We start from the raw sequence: 22,232 nt of genomic DNA on the forward strand, positions 1-22,232 counted from the left end.
CCGTGAATAAAAAACCTACCCCCAAAAGGTGCCCCTGCCCCGCCTACGGGCACGGCTTGCCCGTGCCCCTGCGTACGGGCACGGCGTGCCCGTGCCCGTACTATGGTGCCGGGGCCGTCGGCTCAACCGGCACTGCCGTCGGCTCAACCGGCACTGCCGTCGGCTCAACCGGCACTGCCGTCGGCTCAACCGGCACTGCTGTCGGCTCAACTGGGGGGGCCGTCGGTTCTCCTGGTGCGGTTGGTTCGACCGCCGGGGCCGTCGGTTCCTCGGGAGGGATCGTCGGCTCGACCGGGGGTGTCGGCTCGACCGGCCAACCGGGGGCCTCCTCGGTCGGGATTGGTTCTAGATCAGGTGGTGGGGTAGGCTCAGGTAAGAAGGTTGGTGTTGGAACGATAATCGGTGGCACAATAACGGGCGGCACATAGATCGTCGGGACAGGCGTCACCGTCACAGACTCAATTGTCGGCAAGATTTCCGTCGGGGTCGCTGAAGGCAGCGGTGTCCTGGTAGGTGTTGCTGTCAAAGTCGGGCTTGGCGTCGGCGTTAGCGTCGGCGTTGCCGTCGCAGTCACTTCAATGGGCACCGTTGCACTCGCCGGAGGCAAGCCGGGTGACGGATCGCTGCCCGGGGTCACGTTGCCCCAGATCAGACCCACACTCGCAAAGGCGTAAAAGGCAACAACGACAGCAAGTGCCGTCACAAGGAACGCATAGATCAAGCGTTCACGCGCAGGAAGATCGTTGAGCCACCCACGCATCCCAACCGAAGTAGCCCCTGCCGGAGCCATTGTCAGGCTATGTCCAGGTACGGACGTTGAAGAGAGACCAGAGCCCGTGTATAATGGGCACTTGATATGATCAGACGACAAACAGAATGCGGTCTGATAATCAGGCTGAACAAGAGGAATCTCCTGGGCCTGACCAGCAGCGTAACAGCGATGTTCAGGAGTCGGTGAAGCAAACCGAATCGCCTGATTCTGTTTGAGTCCAAGGTATGGACAGTGGCCGGTTGATTCAACCATAAGTCTTATCTACTCCAACAACAACACAACTATTCGCCATTATAGCCCCGTCACGTAAACGGCGTCAACGAAGCGCAGGTTTTTATGCGGATTTTGATTGTCTCAGATATTCATTCGAATCTTGTTGCCCTTGAAGCTGTGCTCCAGGCCGTCGGTAGTTTTGATGAGTTCTGGTGCCTGGGTGATACTATCGGCTATGGACCACGCCCCAATGAATGTGCCGCGTTGATCCGTGAACATGCGACGCTTACCATCACGGGAAACCACGATCTTGCCTGCCTCGGCAAGATCGATCTCCGCGATTTCAACCCCGAGGCACGTAAGGCCAATCAATGGAACGGTCAACAGTTGCTCCCTGAACATCGCGCCTGGCTCGAAGAGTTGGCACCAATGATGATCGTTGATCGTGAGATTATGCTGGCCCACGGCAGCCCCCGTGAGCCAGTATGGGAATATCTGCTGGCCCCAGAGACGGCCTCGGCGAATTTCGAGCTCTTTACACAGCAAATCTGTTTCATTGGGCATTCACATGTGCAACTCGGGTTCCGTCAACGTCACGGCTTTGACCGGGTTGAACGCTTCTTCCCGGATTTGCTGCGCGTGCCTCCGCGCAATAATGTGATTGATCTCAGTAGCAACTGTCGTTTTTTTATTAACCCTGGCAGTGTCGGTCAGCCACGGGATCAAGATCCACGCGCAGCCTATGCTATCTTCGATCCTAGCGCTGGTACGCTCACCTTTGCCCGCGTTGAATATGAAATTACCCGTACCCAACGCGATATGGTCGAGGCAGGCTTGCCAGGACCGCTGATCCGTCGTCTGGAATATGGGATGTAACCAACGGATATGCAAAAACTCGAACAACTCTATCAGGCCCGTTTCGCTCGCTCTGGCTACCTGGCAGAGAAGGCCCGCTCACATTTCCCGGGTGGTGTTACCCACGATGGGCGCAGCGCGGCACCGTTCCCTCTTTTTATAGAACGAGCCTTAGGCGCAAATAAGTGGGATGCCGATGATAATCAACTGATTGATTACTGGTGTGGCCACGGAGCGTTGTTGCTTGGTCACGGGCATCCGGCAATTGTGGCGGCGGTGCGCGAGCAAATTGAACGCGGTACCCACGCCGGGGGCGAAAATGCGCTGGCCCTGCGCTGGGCCGAGTTGATCAAGCAATTGGTGCCCGGGGCTGAACGGGTGCGGTTTACCGCGTCCGGCACCGAGTCGACGATGCTCGCGCTCCGTCTGGCGCGGGCCGTGACCGGACGTTCCCGCATTATTCGTTTCGAAGGCCACTTCCACGGCTGGCACGATAGCGCAGCCCCCGGCGCAGATCCCGATGATCCGCACGCTGGGCTCTCTGCCGATTTGCTCGGCAATATTCTGACCCTTCCAGCCAGGCTTGAACTGGTCGCCGCGACGCTCTCAACCGACCACGATATTGCTGCGGTGATCCTCGAACCGACCGGGGCAGCGTATGGTATTGTGCCGCTCGCCGATGCTTTTTTGCAACAGGTGCGCACGCTCACCACTGACCACGATGTGCTGCTGATCTGTGACGAGGTGGTCACAGGCTTTCGCGTGAGTCCTGGCGGCGCGGCGGCACGCGCTGGCGTCACCCCCGATCTTACCTGCCTCGCCAAGATCCTCGCCGGTGGCTTGCCCGGTGGTGCCGTTGTGGGCAAAGCCGAGATTATGGATCGTCTCGCGAGTGGCGCCGATAGGCGCGACGTGCGCGGGCGCATTCGCCATCAGGGGACCTACAATGCCAATCCGCTCTCAGCGGCGGCCGGCGTAGCCTGCCTCGAACTCGTTGCCACCGGCGAACCTGGGCACCTCGCCGCCCTGCGCGGCCGTGAACTCGCCGAGGCAATGAATGAAGTCTTGCGCACACGCCACGTCCATGGCTTCACCGCCTATGGCGATGGCTCCATTGTGCATCTCTTTGCCGACCCGACGAGCCAGATCAGCCCGGGTGATGTGCCCACCGGGGTTCCCCTCGCAACCCTCAAACGAGGCGGTGATGCCACCATCACCCACGCCTTGCGCATGGCCCTCCAGATTAACGGCATCGACCTGATGCGCGGGCGCAGCGCGTTTGTCAGTTCCGTTCACACCAGTGAGCATGTGCAGGCCACTGCCGCCGCCCTCGACGACGCTCTTGCCATGCTGAAAGCAGCAGGGATGATCAAATAGTAGATTGTTATGCAAAAATCACCCGCCACCGCACGTGTGGCTTCACCTCACTTGCCACTTCCATACATCATTATCGCCGCCATCGCCCTGATCGCGAGCCTCGCCATGGTCGTTCCTGGTGACCCGGAATGGTGGAAAGTCGTGGTGCTCGGCATTGTCCAGGGCATCACCGAGTGGTTGCCTATTTCGTCAACCGGCCACCTGCTCATCGTCTCAAAGCTGCTCAACTATCAGGGCAGCATTGGGGGCACCTTCGAGATCTTTATCCAGGTGGGAACCGTCGTCGCGGTGGTGGCTTTCTATTTCCAGGATCTGCTGAAACAGGCGCAGGCATTGCTCGGGCGGAGCACGAGCGAGGAGGCCCGCGCTGCCAGGACGCTCTGGCTTGGCATTGTCATCGCGATGGTTCCAGCCGGCATCATCGGGTTGCTTGCCCGCGATTTCATCAAAGCGGTGCTCTTTGAAACCCCACAGGTGATCGCCGGGGCGCTGATCTTTGGTGGCATCATCTTCCTGGTGATTGAACTGATCCCACAGCGCCAGACCCTCACCACCGACCTCGGCCAGGTTTCGTGGAAGCAGGCCCTTGGGGTCGGCATTGCGCAGATTCTCGCCCTGATCCCTGGGATGTCGCGTTCGGGTTCGTGCATCATTGGTGGCTTGTTAGCCGGGCTTGATCGCCGTACCGCCACCGCTTTCTCGTTCTACCTGGCAATGCCCGTGCTCGGTGGGGCCACCCTCGTTGATCTGATCAGCAGCCTTGACGAGGTGCAACCCGACGATTGGGGACGACTCTTGCTCGGTGCCGTTGTCTCGATGATTGTCGGCTACCTAACCATCGGCTGGCTCTTGCATTATATCGCTCGCCACAACTTCGTCGCCTTTGGCATCTACCGCATTATCATCGGGGTGCTCATTCTGGGGCTTGTGGCGGTGGGTGTGCTCTAAGATCATTGCTCGCATGCTAAACGTTCTGGCTACCACTGGTCTGGTCGCTGGACAATCGGCAGATAGAGGGTATATTGCTCGCGCTGAGTGCTGGGCACGCCGTCGTTCAGCGCAGTCAGGGTCAAGACGCCGCTGGGGGCCGCAAGTGTGAACTCGAAACCCGGCTCTAGCCCGGTGATCACCACATTTTGAGGCGCACCGTTGACTGTATTTGCCTGGATCAGGGCCAGTTGGTCGCCCTGTTTGGGAGCGTAGCCGTTGCCGAAGTTGAACGCTAGATCGCCGTTCAGGTTGAGGGTTCCGCTCACCACCAACCGATCTTGCAAATCCGAGGTAGGCCCCAACAGGCTCATACTGATGACGCCGGTTTCGCTGATGGTCACATTGCCCTGGATGGTCAGCGTACCGACCTGATGGGTCGCGTTGGCGCTGCGCTGCATCCGGCTGATCTGCACGACACCGGGCGCGATGCTGCCGCCGTCGAAGGTCACCACTCCCTCTGTGGCGATGAGGAGGCCGCTGCCGCGCAGCCGCCCGCCATTGCCGATCCCCACGATCCGGGCTTCCAATTGACCATCCGCACCCAGGATCACATCCCCCCGCACATTGTTGCCAGAACCGCCGCATAGGGGCACGCGCCCAATGCACATGGCGCCATCCTCGGCGCGCGAACCTGCCACTACCACCTGCGCAGCCACGGCGCGGAAGAGGCCGTCGATATTCATCTCCCCCCGACTGCCCCCGTTGAAGCCTACGGCAAGCTGACGACAGCGCAGCAACGCTCCATTGGAGACATTGAGCGTCCCCCGCCCGGCGCGGCCGACGACGCAGTTGCCTTCGTCCGAGTTCTGGGCGTCCGTGCTGGCTTCCGGTGCCGACGCGGGGGGAGGCAAGGGTGCGATCACCGTCGAGCGGCGGTCGCCATCCTCGGCGATCTCTATGCCATCCACGAACATGAGCGCGTTGCTCTGAGCGCCGTCAGCCAGGGAGAGTTGGGTCAAGGTCATTGTGCCGCCCGCACTCACCGTGACTAGCGCGTCGGTTCCGTTCCCCGTTGCCACGAAGAGGCCGCCCCTGCCCACATTGCCGGAAGTGAAGTTTGCAACGCGGGTGGGCGTCGTCCCTTCCACGGTGAGGAAGCCGTCGGTCGTCGCGCCGTGATCACGCGTTCCAACGGTCGTGGTGACGGCGATGGCGCTGCCGCCGTTGGTCACTTCCAGCCGCCCGATCAGAGATTCGCCGATGACCAACTCCTGCACGGGCCCCAGCAGCGTGCCCAGGTTGAGTTTGCCGCCAGCGTCGGCGGTGTTGTCCACGACGACCCGGCCTGTCGCGTTGCGCACGGGCAAGCCGAGGACGCTGCCGCCCACAAAGAGGCGATCCGAGCCAAACCCGACCACTGCGCCCTCCTCCACCCGCAGCAGTGCATCGTGGGTGAGGCCCATCGCCAGCGTCGGCCAGAGCCAGAAGCCACCTGCTGTCACCGTGGCCGTGGCCGGGGTGCTGAAGCCCATGATTGCACCCACTGCATCTTCCATTCCTTCGGGGGGCTTCAGCGTGGCACTCTCGATGCGCAGTTCGCCGGGGCCGCTTGCCCCAACCACGACTGCCGGTGCGGCAACCACGGTATCCGTACCGGCGATGGTCAGGAGCGCCCGGTTGTCGGGGGAACGGGCGCCGATGCCCAGTTGGCTGCCTGCGTTGCGAAGTTCGAGCGTGCCGTTGCGGAACGTAACTTCACCTTTCTGGATCGCTACATCGCCCACCTGATGCGTGCCCAGGTTGACGGCATACTCGGCGGACAAGTTGAAGCGCGCCTCGTCGTTGGCGCCGGGGACTACTGCCGGCGTCCAGTTGTCCGCCGCGCCCCAGTCGCCGCCGTTGGGATTGTTCCACTGCGGCGGTGACTGCGTGGCCAGGGCAATGCCCCGGGCCCCGTTGTCGAGCCCATAGGTAAAGGCAAAAGCTCGCCCTTCCCCCGCCACCGCCGCTGGCCGCGCCACCCAGCCAACGCCGCTCACCGTCTGCCCAAAGAGTGCGTCACCCGGCCCAACCACCCGGTCGGTCTCCAAGCTGGGGCCGCCCAGCAACACAGTGGCAATAGGATTGGCATCCAGCGACACAGAATAGAGCACGCGCCCCTCCTGGTCGAAGTCGGCCAGGAAAATGCCATCGACCGGCCCTTCCGTATCCTGGATGATCGTCTCCTCGCCGTTGGCGCCGAAAACGACCAGCTGTTCGCGGACGCGGAAGGTCGCGGGGGCGTTGTGGATTTCGCGCACGGCGGCCACCTGGTTCTGGTTGTTCACCAGAAAGAGGCTATTGTCCGACAGCTCCGTACCGGTGTGGGTGTTGCCATTGATGAAAGACGTGCCACTGGCGAGGGTTCCGGTTGCACCACCAGCCAGATTGACCGACCAGGCGTTGGTCACCGGCTCGGTACACCGGTCGCCGTCGGCGGTTCTGGTCTGCACTTCGCGATAAGAGGCCACCACATTGCCAGCGTTGACGGCCGCACGCAGAATCCGGTCGCCGACACAGTTAGCGGAGGTGCGCGTAAACGTAAAGAGCGACTGGCGCGTCGTACCGTCAGTCAAACCATAGTCTGTCGTGATGTTCGGAAAGGTTCCCGAGGTCAGATTCGCCAGCCAGCGGCCATCCGATGTCACCTGCAAAAGATCATGGTCAAACGCCTGCGTCTGGTTGACAGGATCAATGTCAGTCGAGGGTTGAGCCAGCGTGATGACGCCGTTGCTCCAGCGAAAGACGTAGCGGAACTGCGGATTCAAGGAGCCACCGGTCACAAACGACGCGAAGACAACATCACCATCGGGCAGGATGGCATGCTGGGACAAGGAAGTGCCGGGCTGAACCAGGTTTCCAAGCCCACCGGTCAGCGCTGTACCGTCGGTCGCCACCTCGGTGACGGTGCCGCCCTGGATACGGAACAAGCCTATGCGTCCATTGCGCACACCGGAAACCACGACCACGCCGTCCGGCCCGGCGCGACCTGCACTCAGTTGGGTGAATCCATCCTGCCCAACGCGCACCACATCAACGAATGTCCAGCCATTGAGGGGCGTCGCAGGTGAGCCAACCTGTGCCTGAATTGGTCGAGGCGAAGGCTGGAGAGCAAGTGCCAGGATGACTAAAACCAGAGATGTAAGCTGGACGAAGCGGCAGCATCGTCTTTGGCATAAGCAACCCAATGTCCATGCACGCGGCACAGACTGACCTTTTTGCCAGCGAGTTTCCTGATCCATAGTCTGACTCGTTCTTATCACGTATCGGTGTACATTTAGTATACCATGCCGAGCGAGATCGTGACCTGATCAAGCTTGAGCCCACGCTGGGCGGCCCTAGGGCGCTTGCATCTTCTTGCCGTAGCCGTCAACGGCTCGGTTGCTGGGGAGCGAAGGCCGCCTTCGTGGCCTAATCCAGCCGCCGCAGGCCGACTTTGCCCTGCATAGCCTAGGCGTTTACGCCGACGGAGGGAGAGGATGGAGGCGATCCGCGAACATGGCGGCACACACCCACAGAAGATGCAATCGCCCTAGTGCAGTGCTAGACGCAATACCTTGCAAAGAAGGCGGCTCTTTTGACGCAAAGGCGCAAAGGCGCAAAGGTTTTTGCGTAGGTGAGCGTAGCCCTTCGCGTCTTCGCGTCTTCGCGTGAGCTTAAGGGAACCTCTGAGGCGCGACATGCCGCCTCACCGTGCGATCAACGGAACAAAGACGTCCCCCGCGATCATCTGCGGTGTCTCGATCAGCGCGGCTGGCGCTGAGCCATCAGCCGGAACGGTGTAGAGATACGGCCAGTAGGTGCGGCTAAGAAGGCGTGTGCCGGTGGCAAGCAATCACAACAAAGATCGCTCTGCATCAATCCCGGTCTAGATCGATGGCGAGGTGATGGTGCCCAAGTTCGGGGTGCATGTGATCAGTCGGTTCAGGGGGAGGGGTAACGTCCGGCAGTGGTTGTACCTCAAGCCGCCAAATCTCCTGGGCAAGCGCAAAGCCAGCCCGGGTGTAGAAGGCCCTGGCCCGCTCGTTCGAGGCGGTAACGTAGAGTTGCACGCGATCAAAGCCATGCTCAGCCGCCCAGGCTGTGCTCGCGTTAACCAGTTGTTGGGCCAAATCCGTTCCACGCGCACGCTCATCAACATAGAGCGCCACCAGTTCGGCCCAGCGGCGTTGCGCAAACAGCGGCGAGTCAAGGTGTGATTCCATCAAGAGCAGACCAACCGGTTCGCTATGCGGCGGATCATCGGCAGCCGCATCAACCCAGGCCAGCAGCCAGAGCGAGCCAGGGGCATTGTGGGTACGCACAAAATGCTCGTGCAACAAGGCCTGCCAGCCCTCGGCAAGGGCAAAGCAGGGATCGAGTGAAGCGTTAAAGGTGTGCAGGGCCGCAAAAAGACGCGCAACGTCTGCGAAGTCCTCTTCAGTTGCGACAGCCAGGCGAAACGCCCACGAGTGAGCAGACAATGTGCGTGTCATCAAAACTCCAGAAAACGAGGGGGTGCAGAACACCCAGAACCTCATGCGGGAAACCTGCTAGGTGTGCGCCGCAAGGATCTTGGGGGTAGCAGAGCGCTGTCCCGGCGCACACCGGGCAGGTTTGACGGGGATCCCTCAAACCCTGCCAGCAGAGCGAGACAGGCTCCTCTGCTCGGCGGAGGGAGTTTGGGAAAGGGCTGTAGTGCCGACTTCAGTCGGCTGAGGCCGACTAATGGTTTTAAACATTACATCAGGCAAACCGGAGTGCCGACTTCAGTCGGCTTCCGGCTTAGCCGACTGAAGTCGGCACTCCCTGTTTTCATTCTTAAAAACCATAAGTCGGCACTACGATGAGCGTAAACTCTAAAGCACCCTAAAACCTTGTCTTAGGAGCGAAGCGAAGGGTCTCAGGCTTGCCAACGGCAGAGATGCTTTGCTGCGCTCCTGATAACATCCGAGGATGTTATCTCGGCATCACTGGCCCGCCGGCCATTTAGTACTCAGCATGACAATGCAGCCCCTTCAAGCACCATTGGTATAAACCATGTTACGACCGAATCAACCCCAGGACTTCGTCACGTTTCTCGACCATCTCTTCAGGTGAGGCAACCGATTCGAGATTCAGCCGAATCAGCGGCTCGGTGTTCGAGCCACGAACATTGAAGTGCCACGTCGGATAACTAACCGAAACGCCGTCCATCCGCTCGATGGTGGCATCGGGATACTGTGTCGCAAGCTTTTCGAGGGTGCCTTTAACATCGGCAACCTTCGAGTTGATCTCGCCCGAGATGAAGTACTTCGCTTCAAGCTCTTGCAACAGATCGCTCATCTTGATGCCCCGTTTCGCCAGCATCTCCATCAAGAAGAGCGACGGCAAGAGGCCCGAGTCGGCATAGAAGAAATCTTTGAAGTAGTAGTGACCGGTCACTTCACCAGCAAAGACCGCGTCTTCCAAAGCCATACGCTGCTTGATGAACGCATGGCCGACCCGCTCCATCAGGGGGGTGCCACCCTTGGCGCTGATCAGGTCGGGCACCGCCCACGAGGCACGGACATCGTAGAGGATCTTGGCGGCAGGATATTTTTCGAGCAGATATTGACCCATAATCGCCGTCAGGAAGTCGCCCGAGATAAACTCGCCACGATCATCCACGGCAAAGAAGCGGTCGCCGTCGCCATCAAAGAGAAAGCCAATATCAAAGCCTTCGGCCACCACCCGCGCCTGCAATTCGGCGCGATTCTCGGGCTGCAAGGGATCAAGGCCGTGATTCGGCAGATTGCCGTCAGGGTCAAGATACATCCCGGCAAACTCGATCGGCAAACGCTCGTAGAGCGCTTGCAGCGAAGGCCCCACCATCCCGTTGCCTGTATCGGCAATCACCTTGAGCTTGCGATCTTTCAAAAGATCAACATCGATCAACGAGAGCATCTTCTCAATGAACTGCGCCTGGAAATCAAGCTCGGTCATCGTGCCTTTGCGGGTCGTCGTCGCGAAGGCCTCGCTCTCGACGAGACGACGGAGATCCTGGATGCCCTCGTCGCCGCTGAGTAGGTAGGGCATCTGGCGCACCATCTTGAAGCCACTGTACTCTTTGGGGTTATGCGAGGCAGTCACCATCATCCCGGCCCCACCGAGCGTAGCACAGGCAAAATAGTATTGATCGGTGCTGACCATGCCAATGTTGACCACATCTGCGCCCTGATCCATCAAACCACGCGTCACCGCCTCGAAAATGGCCGGGCTTGAGATACGCATGTCACGCCCGACAATGACCTTTTCTACCCCAAGAAAGCTTGCAAACGCACGTCCGATGAGATAAGCTGCATCCTCATTCAAGTCGGTCGGATAGATGCCACGAATGTCATATGCTTTGAAAATTGACGGGTTGACGTCCACGTTCCCCCCCTTTGCACTCAGCGGCGACGCACCCAGTAGCGTCGTTGCTTCTGTGCTGTATGCTACCACACCAGCGCAAGGTGCAATGCAGATCTGAGGAGCAATCCAGCCCTGATTCCGCGTCGATTTGTGTCATTTTCGCAAGCAATCTGCGTTTTTTCTCATACCGCAGTTCGTGGAAGCGTGGGGCAAAGTTCCCTCCGCCTGAAGGTAAGCCTCCAGGGAGGCTGGGGGCCTATGGCTGAAGGCCGACAGCACCCAAGAATCGCGCTTGTGCTGGCGAGAATAGCTAGCACATCTATGGGTTTAAGGAGAATGTGATGCCCAGGTGTAATCATCCAGGACGGTTGTTCCTACTGATTGGCAGTAGTTTGCTTGTCGTTGCCATGCTGATTGGCAGTGTCCCAGTTGCCGCCCAGAGTCAACCGCCTAGTCTGGCGGTGAATCGTTCCGTAGTCACGCCGGGGATGCGCCTGACGCTGACGCTCGCCGGGTTTACGCCGCAGATCGATCTCACGGCCCTGTGGAACGGGAGCAGAATTGCCGATCTTGGCCCAGCAGTAGCGGGCTCATTTACACGCACCCTCGAGGTGCCCCTCGACGCCCAAGCAGGCACAGCAACCCTCAGGGTCTGTGCCGCGCTCTCGGATGGCACCTGTTTCACCGGGGAGTTTGCCCAACAAGCCGACGTGCAACTCGTGGTCGAGCCAGGGTTAGGCATTGTGCCTGCGGCGCTCTTGCGCCGCGCCGCAACGTTTGTCGCCGAATTACGGGGCAGCCCACTCGTGCCAAACTGGGCCGAGGCCCACCTGGGCACCGTTGCCCGCCCACTCTATCGCCCCGATCTTGGTGATGCGCCTGCCTACTATGAGATCGAGGTGCTTGGCGCTGCGACGCTGGGCCAGCAGTTTGAACCCAACCAGGCCCCACCTCCAGCAGACATACCGGCTGGCTTTGTGATCCTCGCCACTGGCGAGCACGATCTGCCCATCCCTCACTGGCATAGCGAAGGCCCAACGCTGACCGAGCAGATGCGTGCCCAGGCGCAAGCAAACGGCCAGGCTGCGCCCGAACGGTTCTTCAAACTTGATACACTCGCCTATGCAGCGCAAGGGCCAAAGGGGGAAGTCGTGGCAACCCTCGGTTCAGAACTCGTGCGCATCGTTGGGGCCTCACCCGATCTTCACCAGACTTTCACAGAAGATAGTATGATGGAATGGACCCCGGATCCCGAAGGTGGCGAAGGTACGACCATCGAGCGTGGCCCTGGCACCCCGAATGGTTCGGCCCTACCCGACGGCTTTAGCCTGGCCGAATGGGAGTCGTGGGAAGCGCTCAAGGCGGGCTATACCGAAGCCTATACGCCGTATATGGCCAATCTGCGCGATCTGGCTGCCGAGGCATGGACATTTGAACGCGAGGCCAACACGTTTGGCCTTGGCCTGCGCGTTGGCGATATCTACCACCTGCCGCTCATTGCTGAAACAGGTGCGGGGAGCGCGCTTGCCGCCGCACCAGGCGTTGTCCTGAGCGGCCCTGGCGAAACCTTGGTTGAAGGCGTTCTGGTGGAGAACGAAGGCCCGCTCCCCTTTTATCGCATCACAGTTATCGAGGACCGTCCAGGCACTGACGTCGAACTGATCGCGACCGTTACCTATGCAGACAACACCAGCGAGCAATTCACCTTCTTCATTATTGGCGCGCTACCAAACCGCCTCTATCTCCCGCTCGCCCTGGTGGGCAACAGTGCAACGCGCAACCTCGTTGCCCAGTCAGGGGCGCACCTTGCCCAGAGTTGGGGGCCGTGGCGCTTCTGGTGGGCCGGCACGAAGGCCGACCAGCGGATCTACCGCCAACTCCGCCGCGACGAAGGCCCCAATACGTCACGCTGCGTGAGCGGCTGTGGGGCCACCGCCTGGGCCATGCTCTTTGGCTGGGTTGACCAGCAAGCCCACAATAACGTCGCCCCGTGGGTCGGCAGTGAAGGCATCTACCGTACCGGAGGCTTTGCGACCGGCTCGCCAGCGGCTATCGCGCCACCGCAGATGAACAACCCGCTTACCACCGAACAGCAAGGCGTTGCGACGATGACCTGGGAGATCCGCGGGCGCATCGGCACCTTCTGCGCAGCCGGCAACGGGGCCACGTTCCCGTGGCGGATGAGCGATGCACGGCGGTACCTCCAGAATCGCAGCCCCAATCCGCTGCGCACTGACTACAGTTCGGTGGGCATCAAACGTGACCGTTTCCGTAACGCCGCCCGTGACTCCATCGTCCTACGGGGAACCCCGGCGATCATCGGTACCGGCTGGCTCAGCCACTACCCACTGGCCTACGGTTATGCCGAACGCACCCGCCGTGTCCGCTCGTGCAACATCTTCGGGCGCAACTGTAGCTGGAAGACCGAATTCCAGCGCTCCTTCTTTGTCAACCAGGGCTGGGCTGGCAGCGACGACAACCTCGCCTGGGTCTCTTCAGGAACCTGGTTTGTCGGTCAGATCTATCCGACACGCTAAGGATCGCCTTCGATGCAGCAAGGCACGGCCAGCAGAACTGGCCGTGCCTTGCTGCATCGAAAACTTATTCGCACGCAATACCCTGCGCCGCATAGAAATCAAGCACCGGCTGATTGAGCAAGACATCAGACAAAGCCACTGGTTGCCGCAACAGATCGAGCTCGGTGAGCAGGGTCGCCTGCGCCGCCCACACGTCGGGGTCACTAAAGCCAATACAGCGCTCGCCGGGGCCATGCTGCAACAGGGCAATCGTTTCGGCAGCCTCAAACATTAGTTGATCGCGATCAAGTTCAGGATTATACGTTAAAATCAGATCGACTGCTTCCTCAGGATTGGCAATGGCATCCTGCCAGCCACGGAGAGTCGCTTCAACAAAGGCCTGCACCGTACGAGGATTATCCCGCGCAAAAGCCGCCGTCGTAAAGAGCGTATCACCCATCATCTGGACACCATAGTCCCGAGCGAGGATCAGATCGACCTCGGCCCCTTCACGGCGTGCGGTAAAAGGCTGATCAGTCGCATAGACCGGCCAGACATCAACCCGGCGCTCAAGAAACGGTGCGATATTATAATCGCCCGGGATCTCGGTGATCTGCGAACGGTCAACCCCACTCGCCGCCAGCAACGCCAGATACTCGGTCTCGACATTATCGCCGTAGAACATACCAATGGTGCGCCCTGGAAAATCTTGTGGGCCAGCGATCCCTGCGTCAGCATGCACCATAAACGCGACCGGACTGGCCTGGAACCAGGTTGCCAGGGCCACGATATCGATGCCCTGCTCACGGGCCAGCAGCACCGTATCGGCCCCGGTACTGCCAAAATCATCAGCACCAGCCGCCACCAGCGGCAACGGCACCATATCAGGGCTGCCAGGGTGCAGCGTCACCTCAAGGCCGGCCTCCTCATAATAGCCCTTGAGTAACGCCACAATATAACCAGCAAATTGCCACTGCGGAAACCACTGCAAGCGCATACTAACGACCGGCTTTTCAGGGCCATCAGGCATCACCGAGGCCGCAGGCTGCGCTGGCGCACCACAACCGACGACAAGCACCCCTACGAACACAACCAAAACCAGACGACGCAACGCTCGCGACATAGAGCAACCTTTCACCATCCGACACCAACCATCAATCGTCCTAACCAGGGCGCCGCCAGAAGACAATCAGGCGCTCGGCAAGCGCAATCGCCCCATGCAGCGTCAGGCTAATCAGCGCAGCCAGAACCACCGCCGCAAAGACGCGATCCGTCTGAAGGCGATAACTGGCGACACTGACCACAAAACCGAGGCCGCGCCCACTGCCGGCCAGTTCACTCACAATTGCCCCGACAACCGCCAGCGCCGCCGCAACCTTAAGCCCGGCAAAGATGGCGGGCAAGGCCACAGGAATGCGCAGATGCCACAAGAGTTGCCAGCGATGCGCCCCCCACGAACGCATCAAAGCAAGTTGTTCGGGCGAAAGATCACGCAACCCACGCGCCGCACTGACCAGCACCGGAAAGAAGGCAAACAGGGCCGCCATCGCCGCCCGTGGCGCAAGGCCATTGCCCAGCCAGATCGTCAACAGCGGCGCAAGTGCCGCCGCAGGCACCGCCTGTGAGAGCAACACCCACGGATAGAAGGCATCCTCGACCGGGCGGGCATGCACAAACGCGACGGCAAGCAACAGACCCATCGCCGCCCCAAAGGTCAAGCCAAGCAACGCCGCCGACGCAGTCGCCCGGGCGTGCCCAAAGAGATCACCCCGCGGATCGCCAAAGCTTGCCACGACCTGCGAAGGCGTGGGCAGCAGATAGCGAGGCACACCAGCCGCAGGGAGGCCCCACTCGAGCCCACTCAGCAGCAACACCATCAGCGCCAGGGCAGCAGCATACCGGCGCATGAGACGGAACAGCCATGCGGAAACGCGTGGCGTTGCCCGCAGATCGCGTAAAAGAGCACGATTCGACATGCTCCTATCGTACCACGAAACTGATCCTCATCACTCCTCAGGAGTATGTCAACGAAACGCTCTGACCCACCTCTGGCACAGCCATCGGTCGCACGTTTAGCATCCAGATGCGCTCTAACTCTCCCTTTGCGCCTTTGCGCCTTTGCGTCAAACCATCAACAAACTGCGTTCACAGACTACTCACGCTCGCCCAGCGGCGCACCTTCGGCCAACTTTGGCGCATGGATCCCCCGTCGCTCCTCGGGCAAGAGGATTGCAATGCGCCCCATCAAGTCATCCGTCAACCGAGCCATCTGATCCGCCGGGATTTTCGTCCCCACTGGCACCTCAATGCGATACGGCTCACCGATCGTCACATGCACCGGACGGCGCTTGATTGTCCCCCAGAAACCCAGTTCGGTGCCAGTCAACGCCACAGGCACAATTGGCACCTGGGCCTGCATGGCAATGCGCACCGTGCCACCACGCCCAGCCCGCAGAATGCCTGTCCGCCCACGGGTACCTTCGGGAAAGATCAACAAAACCTTGCCTGCACGCAGGGCGGCAACCACCGAATCAAGGGCGGCCAGATCGCGCTGTCCGCGCTTGATCGGCACAACATCCATCGCACGCAATAACAAACCTGCCGCCGGGTTTTCAAAAAGCTCGGCTTTGCCCATCCACGAGAGACGATAGCGAAACGGGAGCATCGCCCCGATAATCGGAATGTCAATCCAGTGAACGTGGTTCATCGCGATGATCATACCGCTGGCTTCCCGTGGAGGCAACCGCTCGGTGCCCTCAACACTCCAGCGAAACCAACCAATCAGACGCATAAAACCAAGCCAGAGATAGAGCAACCCATACGCAAACTGGACAAACATTAGCGTACCCCCAGACCAGCAACATAAACAAGGTAGCCACCAAGCCATCCACCCACAATCAAGAGCGCCGCACCCAGCACATGAAGACGGATATAGCCTCGACGTGCTTCGGTATCATCAAGAAGATCGGGTTGGCGACGATGACGGAGCAAAGCCAACCCATAGGCAACCAGGGCCGCAATACTGGTAAACGCATGCGCATTCACCTGACCAATCAGTTCATTCGTGTACAACGCATCAGGCCCGGTCAAATGACGTGCCGCATCAAACAGCCCGGTGAACACCGCAACCACACCCGCGAACCAACCGACAAGCAGGCAATGATAAGCGCTTGTCACCCATGCGCCACGCATCTGCCTCAGGGCCAAGAAGGTAAAAAGCGTGCTGGCGAGCAAGAGCGCGATCGGAAAATGAACCGTGATCGGATGCAACACATACATAGGACATGCTCATGATCTTCAGCGCGACGGATCCGGATCAGCAGCCGCCACAACTGGAACAGAGGCAGCAAGCGCCTGCTCAGCTTCCAGCGGATCGCGGAGGCGCAGAATATCCTCGCGGGCACGGATGATCGCCGCTGCGGCAGGCGTACCGAGCATAGCCCCAAGAATGCCCACCAGGATGCCACCGAGAATGGTCGCAATGAACGTCACCAGGGGATGCAGACGAAGCTGCGTGCTCGCCAGTTTATTCTGGATAATCGTCTGGATAATATTCTGCATCAGCAGCACGACAAAAAGCACCATAATCGCTGAGCCAACGCCACCAGCGCCGAGGGCCACCAGAAAGGCAAAGGCGCCCGACACAATCGCCCCGAGATAGGGAACATACGAGGTAACCATTGTCACCAGGCCAATCGTCAAAGCCAGGGGCAAACCAAGCAGGGCCATGGTACTGCCAATGGAGACCGACACGACCATACTCGAAAGGGTCAGCGCATAAAAATAGCGCCGCACCGCATTCGTCGTATTCGCGATCACTACTTCACCCAATGCAGGGGCCAGACCAATATTCCGGGCCAGCCAGCCGACAATCCCATGCCAATCAATCAGCAAATAGTAGAGCAAGAAAACACCAAGAAAAAGGCCCATAAAAAGTCCGACCATACCCGCAAAACTGGCCGTAAAGAACGAGCCGACACCCGCCGCAATCTGGGGCACGGCATTCAAGGCATTGGTCACCGCCCAGTCAAATAAACCAACCGGCAGATCTGTGTCAGATGTCCACTGCTCAAGCGCTTGCAAGCCCGACAGCACAAGCTTGCCGATCTGGTCACCCTGACCAAGAATGCCATGAACCGCCAGCCAGAGCGCCCCCACCAGGATCACCCCAAGCAAAGCCATCACCCCGAGCGCACTGAAGAGGCGGGGAACGCGATGAGCCTCAAGCCAGTCAACCAACGGATAGAAGAGCATCGCAATAACCGTGGCAAGCACCAGCGGAACCACCAGGCTTCCAATCGCACTCATAATGAACAACACAGCGATCGCAAATGCAGCGACTCCAAGATAGAGCCAGCTACGAATGCCGATAGCAAGCAACCCTGGACTAACCATATCCAGTGGCGAACGACGGTCAGGCTTCTGCTCCATCAATAATTATCCTCTCCATCGTACCCATACCAAGGCCTCGTCACATGTGAACCGTTTCCTATTGTACAGCGTTTTGCAAAGACGGCGATGCGATTATATCATTGTTGCTTCTCATCGCAAGGCATGCTATATTCGGAGGCAGGCAGAGCATTTGCGTGCCCTCTTCATGTGAGAAAGTTGTGCTATGTTGACGCCCGACGCAGGCCGCCTTCCCTTGCCTCCCGATGATACCGTTTTGCATGATTTCATTACCGAATTAGCGCGCCTGGTGCGGGCCGAGGCCAATGAAGCAACACGGCAGATCGAGCATCTCTGGTCACAACCGCTGTTGAAACGGGTTGCGACAGGGCGGGCGATTGATGCTATCACGATCGTCAAGGTTCACCCTGACGGTCTGGTTGAACTATGCTGTCATCGCAACGAATCACGTTTTCGTGAGGGCGACATGCTCTGTTTGAGCCGCGGCGACCCTTTCGCTGAGCCAAATTTCCTTGTCACGCTCGAGCTTGATGAAGAGACGGATCTGCTTGTCTCGACTGATGCACCTGGGATCACGGCTTTTGACTTTGTCGCTCAACCCGATGGCTGGGTGCTTGATGAGGGCTATCTCAATGTGAGCGACTACATCCTGGAGGCACTTGACGAAGCCGCCGATACGGCGGCTGGTCGCGAACGGGTGCTGCCCTTGCTCACCGGGCAGATCCGGCCAAGCCTGGATCTCGAACGCTTTGAATATGCCCTTGAACGGGCTGAACAGTGGGGGCTTAACGCGCAGCAAGCCGATGCGGTTGCGTCGGCGTATGCGAGCGATCTTGCCTATCTGGTTCAGGGTCCTCCGGGAACCGGCAAGACGGTGGTGCTGGCCCGCCTCGCCCAACTCTTTGCCGAAGATGGCGAGCGTGTCCTGGTGACGTGCTTTACCCATCGGGCGATCGCCAATGCCTTGAATAAACTGGCCGAGCTCGCCTCACGCGAGGATGCGACACCGGTGACGGCGGTGAAGATCGGGCATGAGGCCCGTGCCGATGGACTACAGGTTGAGCATTATGCCACGTTTGACTCGTCGCCGCTCTGCGATCTCTCCGGGGCGTATATTGTTGGCGCAACGCCATTTGCTACACGCACACGTCGGTTGCACGGGGTAGAATTCGAGACAGTGATTGTTGATGAAGCGAGTCAGATCACGCTCCCGCTGGCTATTATGGCGATGCTCGTGGCGCGGCGTACGATTTTCGTGGGCGACCATCAGCAACTACCGCCCGTCCTGGCGACCCGCTATGGCGACCAGATGCTGCGCGATTCGGTCTTTGGTGTACTGGTTGACCGTGGCTTCGATACGATGCTCGAAGAGACCTATCGCCTCAATGATGTGCTGGCCGCCTGGCCAAGCAAGGCCTTTTATGCGGGACGCCTTGTGCCCGCCGAAGGCATAGGTTCGCGACGCATCAGCTATGCGCAGCCGCCCGAGCGCTTTGCCGAGATTCTTGATCCAGCCGTGCCGAAGGTCTTTGTTGATCTTGGTCATCGGAACGCCACCACGCGCAATGAACAGGAAGCCCAACTCGCGGTTGAGCTCATCCTTACCCTGGTGGCATGCGGGGTGGCTCCTGCCGAAATCGGCGTAGTGACACCCTACCGCGCCCAGAGTCGGGCCATCCGCAATCGGTTGCGTCAGGCCCTGCCCGAGCATAATGCAGAGCGCCGTGCGCTTGTGATTGATACCGTTGAACGCATGCAAGGCCAGGAACGCGATGTGATCATTGTGTCACTGACGAGTTCCGATGCCAAGTTTGTCAGTGAAGTGGCCGATTTTTTCTTCCAACCTGAACGCCTCAATGTGACGATCACGCGCCCACGTCACAAATTGATTATCCTGGGCAGTCGTCACGTGCTTGAGGCTCGCCCTGGTGAGGCAACTTCACAACACGGGCTTGAATTATGGCGTGATCTGCTTGCCAGTTGCGCCCACCCGAGCATCACCTGATCCCACCGTTATGGCAACGATTCTTCCCGAACATCCGGTTGGCTCGTACCCGCGCGAAACGATTCGCGTCTTTCGGCTCCTCAAACAACTCCCTGATAGTTTTGTTATCTGGCAACGGCTGACCATCCAGGATCACGGGCCTTCCTTCCTGGTCTATACGCAGGATGAACGCTGCGCCTTGATCACTGTTGTGCCTGCCACCCTCACCGATATGCGTCAGGCGCATCAGCAAGGTCTCTTTGGCGCAACGACCGCGCCCGGAACCACGGAAACAGAGGCCCTCAATCAGTTTCGGACGCACCTGGATGTTGCCGATGCCCTCGCATGCATTCCTGGCCTCATCCTCTTCCCAGGCATACCGGTCGTCGATCTGCAGACGGCCCTGGCCGAACCTCCACCAGGCATTGTCTGGGGTGCTCGCGAGGATCTGACCAGTGAGGCGTTTTTACCCTGGCTCGTGTCGCGGCTTGGTTCACGCTGCACACCCGAGCAGTTTGAGCGTTTGCGACGCGCTTTTAGCCCCGAGATCATTATTCCTTGCCAGCTTACCATCCGCCAATCACTAGTGCGCGCCACCGAACCAGTGCTGACCGAATACCTACTCAGTTACCAGCAAGAGTGGGTGCTCAAATATGATCTTGAACTCTCCGAAGAGGCTGAAGAAGCAAACCACGAGTTGCACCTACAACTTGTCAATGGTGTAGCAGGCAGCGGCAAGTCACTGCTCCTGCTGTATCGAGCACGCTTGCTCCGTCAGTTTTTTCCGCGCAAGCGTATGCTCGTCTTGACCCACAATCGTCCCCTTATCCGCGATCTCCAGCATCGGTATCACGTCTTGAGCGGGGGCGATCAGGGCGTCGAATGGAAAACCTTTTTTGGGTGGTGCATCGCCTATTGGCCGACGTCACCCAGGCCACGTTTGATCAAAGAGTATGAACAACGTGCGCTTCTGCAGCAAGCCTGGGAACAACACCTCGCCGATACGTCGATCTCGCTTGATCTCTTCAAGAGTGAAATTGATTGGCTCAAAGATCGTTTGATTACGACACGCCAGGGTTATCGCGAGGCCGATCGCAGTGGCCGCGGCTTTGCGCTCAAAGAATCGATGCGTGACCGCGTGTACGAGGCGATTCTGGCCTATCAGCACCTGTTGAACGCAAAAGGAAGGCTCGATTTCGGTGATGTGCCGCGCCGTATCTGGCGCGCTTTGATCGAAGAAGACCCCCACCTGCCAACCTATGATGTTATCTTGATTGACGAGGCTCAGTTTTTTGCCCCGATCTGGTTTGCGATTATCAAGCGCGTTTTGCCAGTGCAGCGGGGACAGATTTTTCTGGTCGCCGATCCCACCCAGGGCTTCCTCAAACGACGCCAATCATGGCTCGCCAGCGGCTTCAATGTGCGTGGTCATACCCGCCGTCTTGACCGGTGCTATCGTACAACCAGGGAGATTCTGGCCTTTGCGACCCGGTTCTATCAGCACCGCCTACCCGACGATGAAGAGGCACTCATTGCCGCCAATGTGCAGCAGACGCCGAGTGGGTTGCCGCCTAAAGTCGTTGCCCTCACCAGTGAACAGGATGAACTCACGCGGGTCGTCAAGGAGGTCAAGGCACTGGTTGCGGCTGAGACGCCGCTTGAGCATATCTTGATTTTGCACGCCGACTGGCAAGGCGCAAACCGACTGCTCACACGACTCGGGGCTGAATTTGGTACCGCGCATGTGACTCATCCCAAAGAGGGTGTGCAGCCGGAACAGATCCGCGTCTGCCAACTTGGTTCAGCGACTGGCCTCGAGAGTCCGATTGTCTTTCTTGTCGGCATCCATCGTCTGCTTGAAGCCGAAGGGAGCCTGCGGCTGTCTGAAGAGGAACGAGCCGAGCAGATCCGCGATAATACCCGCAAGCTCTATATGGCGATGACACGTGCAGGCCAGCGTCTGGTCATAACCTATGTGGGCGAAGTACCCCGTGCGCTAGGTGGAACCCACACATAGGGGCACCTGCACTCCCAGGAGAGCCGCAATACACCAAACCTTTGCGCCGCTGCGCCTTTGCGTCAAAACCTCCGCGCCTCTGCGCCTTTGCGTCAAAAAACCATCTTATGTGAGACGTAGCCGTACCTGACCCGCAGTGCTTTCGGCCAGTTGCGCACTGATGCGATCAACGTCTGTTACTGGCAGACGCGCTATGATGACGACGGTCGCCCCAAAGGCTTCGTCATCAATCAACGCCTGAGCGTTTTCGAGGATACGGCGCACCGTTGCATAGAGGCTGTAGTCTATTTCGATGCGCAGGCGCTGCAAGACAACGTGTTCGCCGCGGGGTAACTCGGCAAGCACGGCCCGCACCGCATCGCTGTAGGCCCGTACCAGTCCTCCGGTACCAAGCAGGGTTCCACCAAAGTAGCGCGTCACAACAACCGTGACATCGCCCAGATCGGCCCCGCGCAACACGGCCAGCATCGGGCGCCCGGCTGTGCCCGATGGTTCGCCGTCGTCGCTCATCCCGGCGGTGACACTGGCACCATAGCCAACCAGGTAGGCAAAACAGTGGTGCGTTGCGTCGGGCTCGGCGGCACGGATGGCAGCAATGAATGCTTTGGCAGCATCCACGTCAGGGGTGTAGCCCGCACGGCTGATGAAGCGTGAATTGCTGACCATCAACTCGGTTGTCGCACGTGCGGCAGGGATAGGATAACGGGCTTCGAGACTCATCAGGATGTTCCAATATGCTATACTACGCAGAAGTTCAGAGAAAGGGAC

Annotated in this window: 16 protein-coding genes; 6 read left to right on the forward strand and 10 right to left on the reverse strand. The window is 59.3% G+C overall.

Annotation, left to right across the window (positions count from 1 at the left end; all coding sequences use genetic code 11):
* Window positions 1-100: 100 nt before the first annotated feature.
* On the reverse strand, window positions 101-1,024 hold the full coding sequence (locus EYB53_RS19785) for a hypothetical protein (protein ID WP_167857497.1): 924 nt from the start codon (window positions 1,022-1,024) through the stop codon (window positions 101-103).
* A gap of 84 nt (window positions 1,025-1,108) precedes the next feature.
* Here EYB53_RS19785 and EYB53_RS19790 point away from each other — a divergent pair, with 84 nt between their 5' ends.
* From EYB53_RS19790 to EYB53_RS19800, 3 genes are read left to right on the forward strand one after another with little or no spacing between them, the layout of a single operon-like run.
* On the forward strand, window positions 1,109-1,861 hold the full coding sequence (locus EYB53_RS19790; RefSeq protein ID WP_135480236.1) for a metallophosphoesterase family protein: 753 nt from the start codon (window positions 1,109-1,111) through the stop codon (window positions 1,859-1,861).
* A 9-nt stretch (window positions 1,862-1,870) separates the two neighbouring features.
* Window positions 1,871-3,217 (forward strand): aspartate aminotransferase family protein, encoded by a 1,347-nt coding sequence (locus tag EYB53_RS19795; RefSeq protein ID WP_135480238.1) that lies wholly within the window; start codon window positions 1,871-1,873, stop codon window positions 3,215-3,217.
* Between the two features lie 9 nt (window positions 3,218-3,226).
* Window positions 3,227-4,165: an undecaprenyl-diphosphate phosphatase gene (locus EYB53_RS19800; protein WP_135480240.1), complete on the forward strand. Its 939-nt coding sequence runs from the start codon at window positions 3,227-3,229 to the stop codon at window positions 4,163-4,165.
* 29 nt (window positions 4,166-4,194) lie between these two features.
* Here EYB53_RS19800 and EYB53_RS19805 read toward each other — a convergent pair whose 3' ends face one another.
* The 3 genes from EYB53_RS19805 to EYB53_RS19815 all read right to left on the reverse strand — a co-directional run bounded on the left by EYB53_RS19805 (window position 4,195) and on the right by EYB53_RS19815 (window position 10,558).
* On the reverse strand, window positions 4,195-7,428 hold the full coding sequence (locus EYB53_RS19805; protein ID WP_135480242.1) for a hypothetical protein: 3,234 nt from the start codon (window positions 7,426-7,428) through the stop codon (window positions 4,195-4,197).
* Between the two features lie 615 nt (window positions 7,429-8,043).
* Complete coding sequence (locus EYB53_RS19810; RefSeq protein ID WP_167857498.1) at window positions 8,044-8,661, reverse strand: GNAT family N-acetyltransferase; 618 nt, start codon at window positions 8,659-8,661, stop codon at window positions 8,044-8,046.
* 547 nt (window positions 8,662-9,208) lie between these two features.
* Window positions 9,209-10,558, reverse strand: coding sequence for a phosphomannomutase/phosphoglucomutase (locus tag EYB53_RS19815; protein WP_135480246.1), 1,350 nt, complete (start codon window positions 10,556-10,558; stop codon window positions 9,209-9,211).
* A gap of 320 nt (window positions 10,559-10,878) precedes the next feature.
* On the opposite strand from EYB53_RS19815, the gene EYB53_RS19820 reads away from it, so the two are divergent.
* Window positions 10,879-13,074 carry a hypothetical protein gene (locus EYB53_RS19820; RefSeq protein ID WP_135480248.1) on the forward strand — a complete coding sequence of 732 codons (2,196 nt, stop codon included), beginning with the start codon at window positions 10,879-10,881 and terminating at the stop codon, window positions 13,072-13,074.
* A gap of 64 nt (window positions 13,075-13,138) precedes the next feature.
* On the opposite strand, the gene EYB53_RS19825 is transcribed toward EYB53_RS19820, so the two are convergent.
* From EYB53_RS19825 to EYB53_RS19845, 5 genes are all read right to left on the reverse strand, one after another.
* A complete protein-coding gene (locus EYB53_RS19825; protein WP_135480250.1) occupies window positions 13,139-14,176 on the reverse strand; it encodes an ABC transporter substrate-binding protein in 1,038 nt (345 codons plus the stop codon).
* 40 nt (window positions 14,177-14,216) lie between these two features.
* Window positions 14,217-15,029 carry an ABC transporter permease gene (locus tag EYB53_RS19830; protein ID WP_205712698.1) on the reverse strand — a complete coding sequence of 271 codons (813 nt, stop codon included), beginning with the start codon at window positions 15,027-15,029 and terminating at the stop codon, window positions 14,217-14,219.
* Window positions 15,030-15,205: 176 nt separating this feature from the next.
* Window positions 15,206-15,892, reverse strand: a complete 687-nt coding sequence (locus EYB53_RS19835) for a lysophospholipid acyltransferase family protein (RefSeq protein WP_135480252.1) — start codon at window positions 15,890-15,892, stop codon at window positions 15,206-15,208.
* A complete protein-coding gene (locus tag EYB53_RS19840) occupies window positions 15,892-16,332 on the reverse strand; it encodes a DUF2231 domain-containing protein (RefSeq protein ID WP_135480254.1) in 441 nt (146 codons plus the stop codon). The genes EYB53_RS19835 and EYB53_RS19840 overlap by 1 nt, the downstream gene beginning before the upstream one ends.
* Window positions 16,333-16,350: 18 nt before the next feature.
* Window positions 16,351-17,484 carry an AI-2E family transporter gene (locus EYB53_RS19845; protein ID WP_135480256.1) on the reverse strand — a complete coding sequence of 378 codons (1,134 nt, stop codon included), beginning with the start codon at window positions 17,482-17,484 and terminating at the stop codon, window positions 16,351-16,353.
* Between the two features lie 184 nt (window positions 17,485-17,668).
* On the opposite strand from EYB53_RS19845, the gene EYB53_RS19850 reads away from it, so the two are divergent.
* Both EYB53_RS19850 and EYB53_RS19855 read left to right on the forward strand, forming a co-directional pair.
* Window positions 17,669-19,468 carry a DEAD/DEAH box helicase gene (locus EYB53_RS19850; RefSeq protein ID WP_135480258.1) on the forward strand — a complete coding sequence of 600 codons (1,800 nt, stop codon included), beginning with the start codon at window positions 17,669-17,671 and terminating at the stop codon, window positions 19,466-19,468.
* A 10-nt stretch (window positions 19,469-19,478) separates the two neighbouring features.
* A complete protein-coding gene (locus EYB53_RS19855; protein ID WP_135480260.1) occupies window positions 19,479-21,464 on the forward strand; it encodes a 3'-5' exonuclease in 1,986 nt (661 codons plus the stop codon).
* 105 nt (window positions 21,465-21,569) lie between these two features.
* On the opposite strand, the gene EYB53_RS19860 is transcribed toward EYB53_RS19855, so the two are convergent.
* On the reverse strand, window positions 21,570-22,184 hold the full coding sequence (locus EYB53_RS19860; RefSeq protein ID WP_135480262.1) for a YigZ family protein: 615 nt from the start codon (window positions 22,182-22,184) through the stop codon (window positions 21,570-21,572).
* Window positions 22,185-22,232: the final 48 nt, after the last annotated feature.

It is taken from the genome of Candidatus Chloroploca mongolica (assembly GCF_004762035.2).
GTDB lineage: Bacteria > Chloroflexota > Chloroflexia > Chloroflexales > Chloroflexaceae > Chloroploca > Chloroploca mongolica.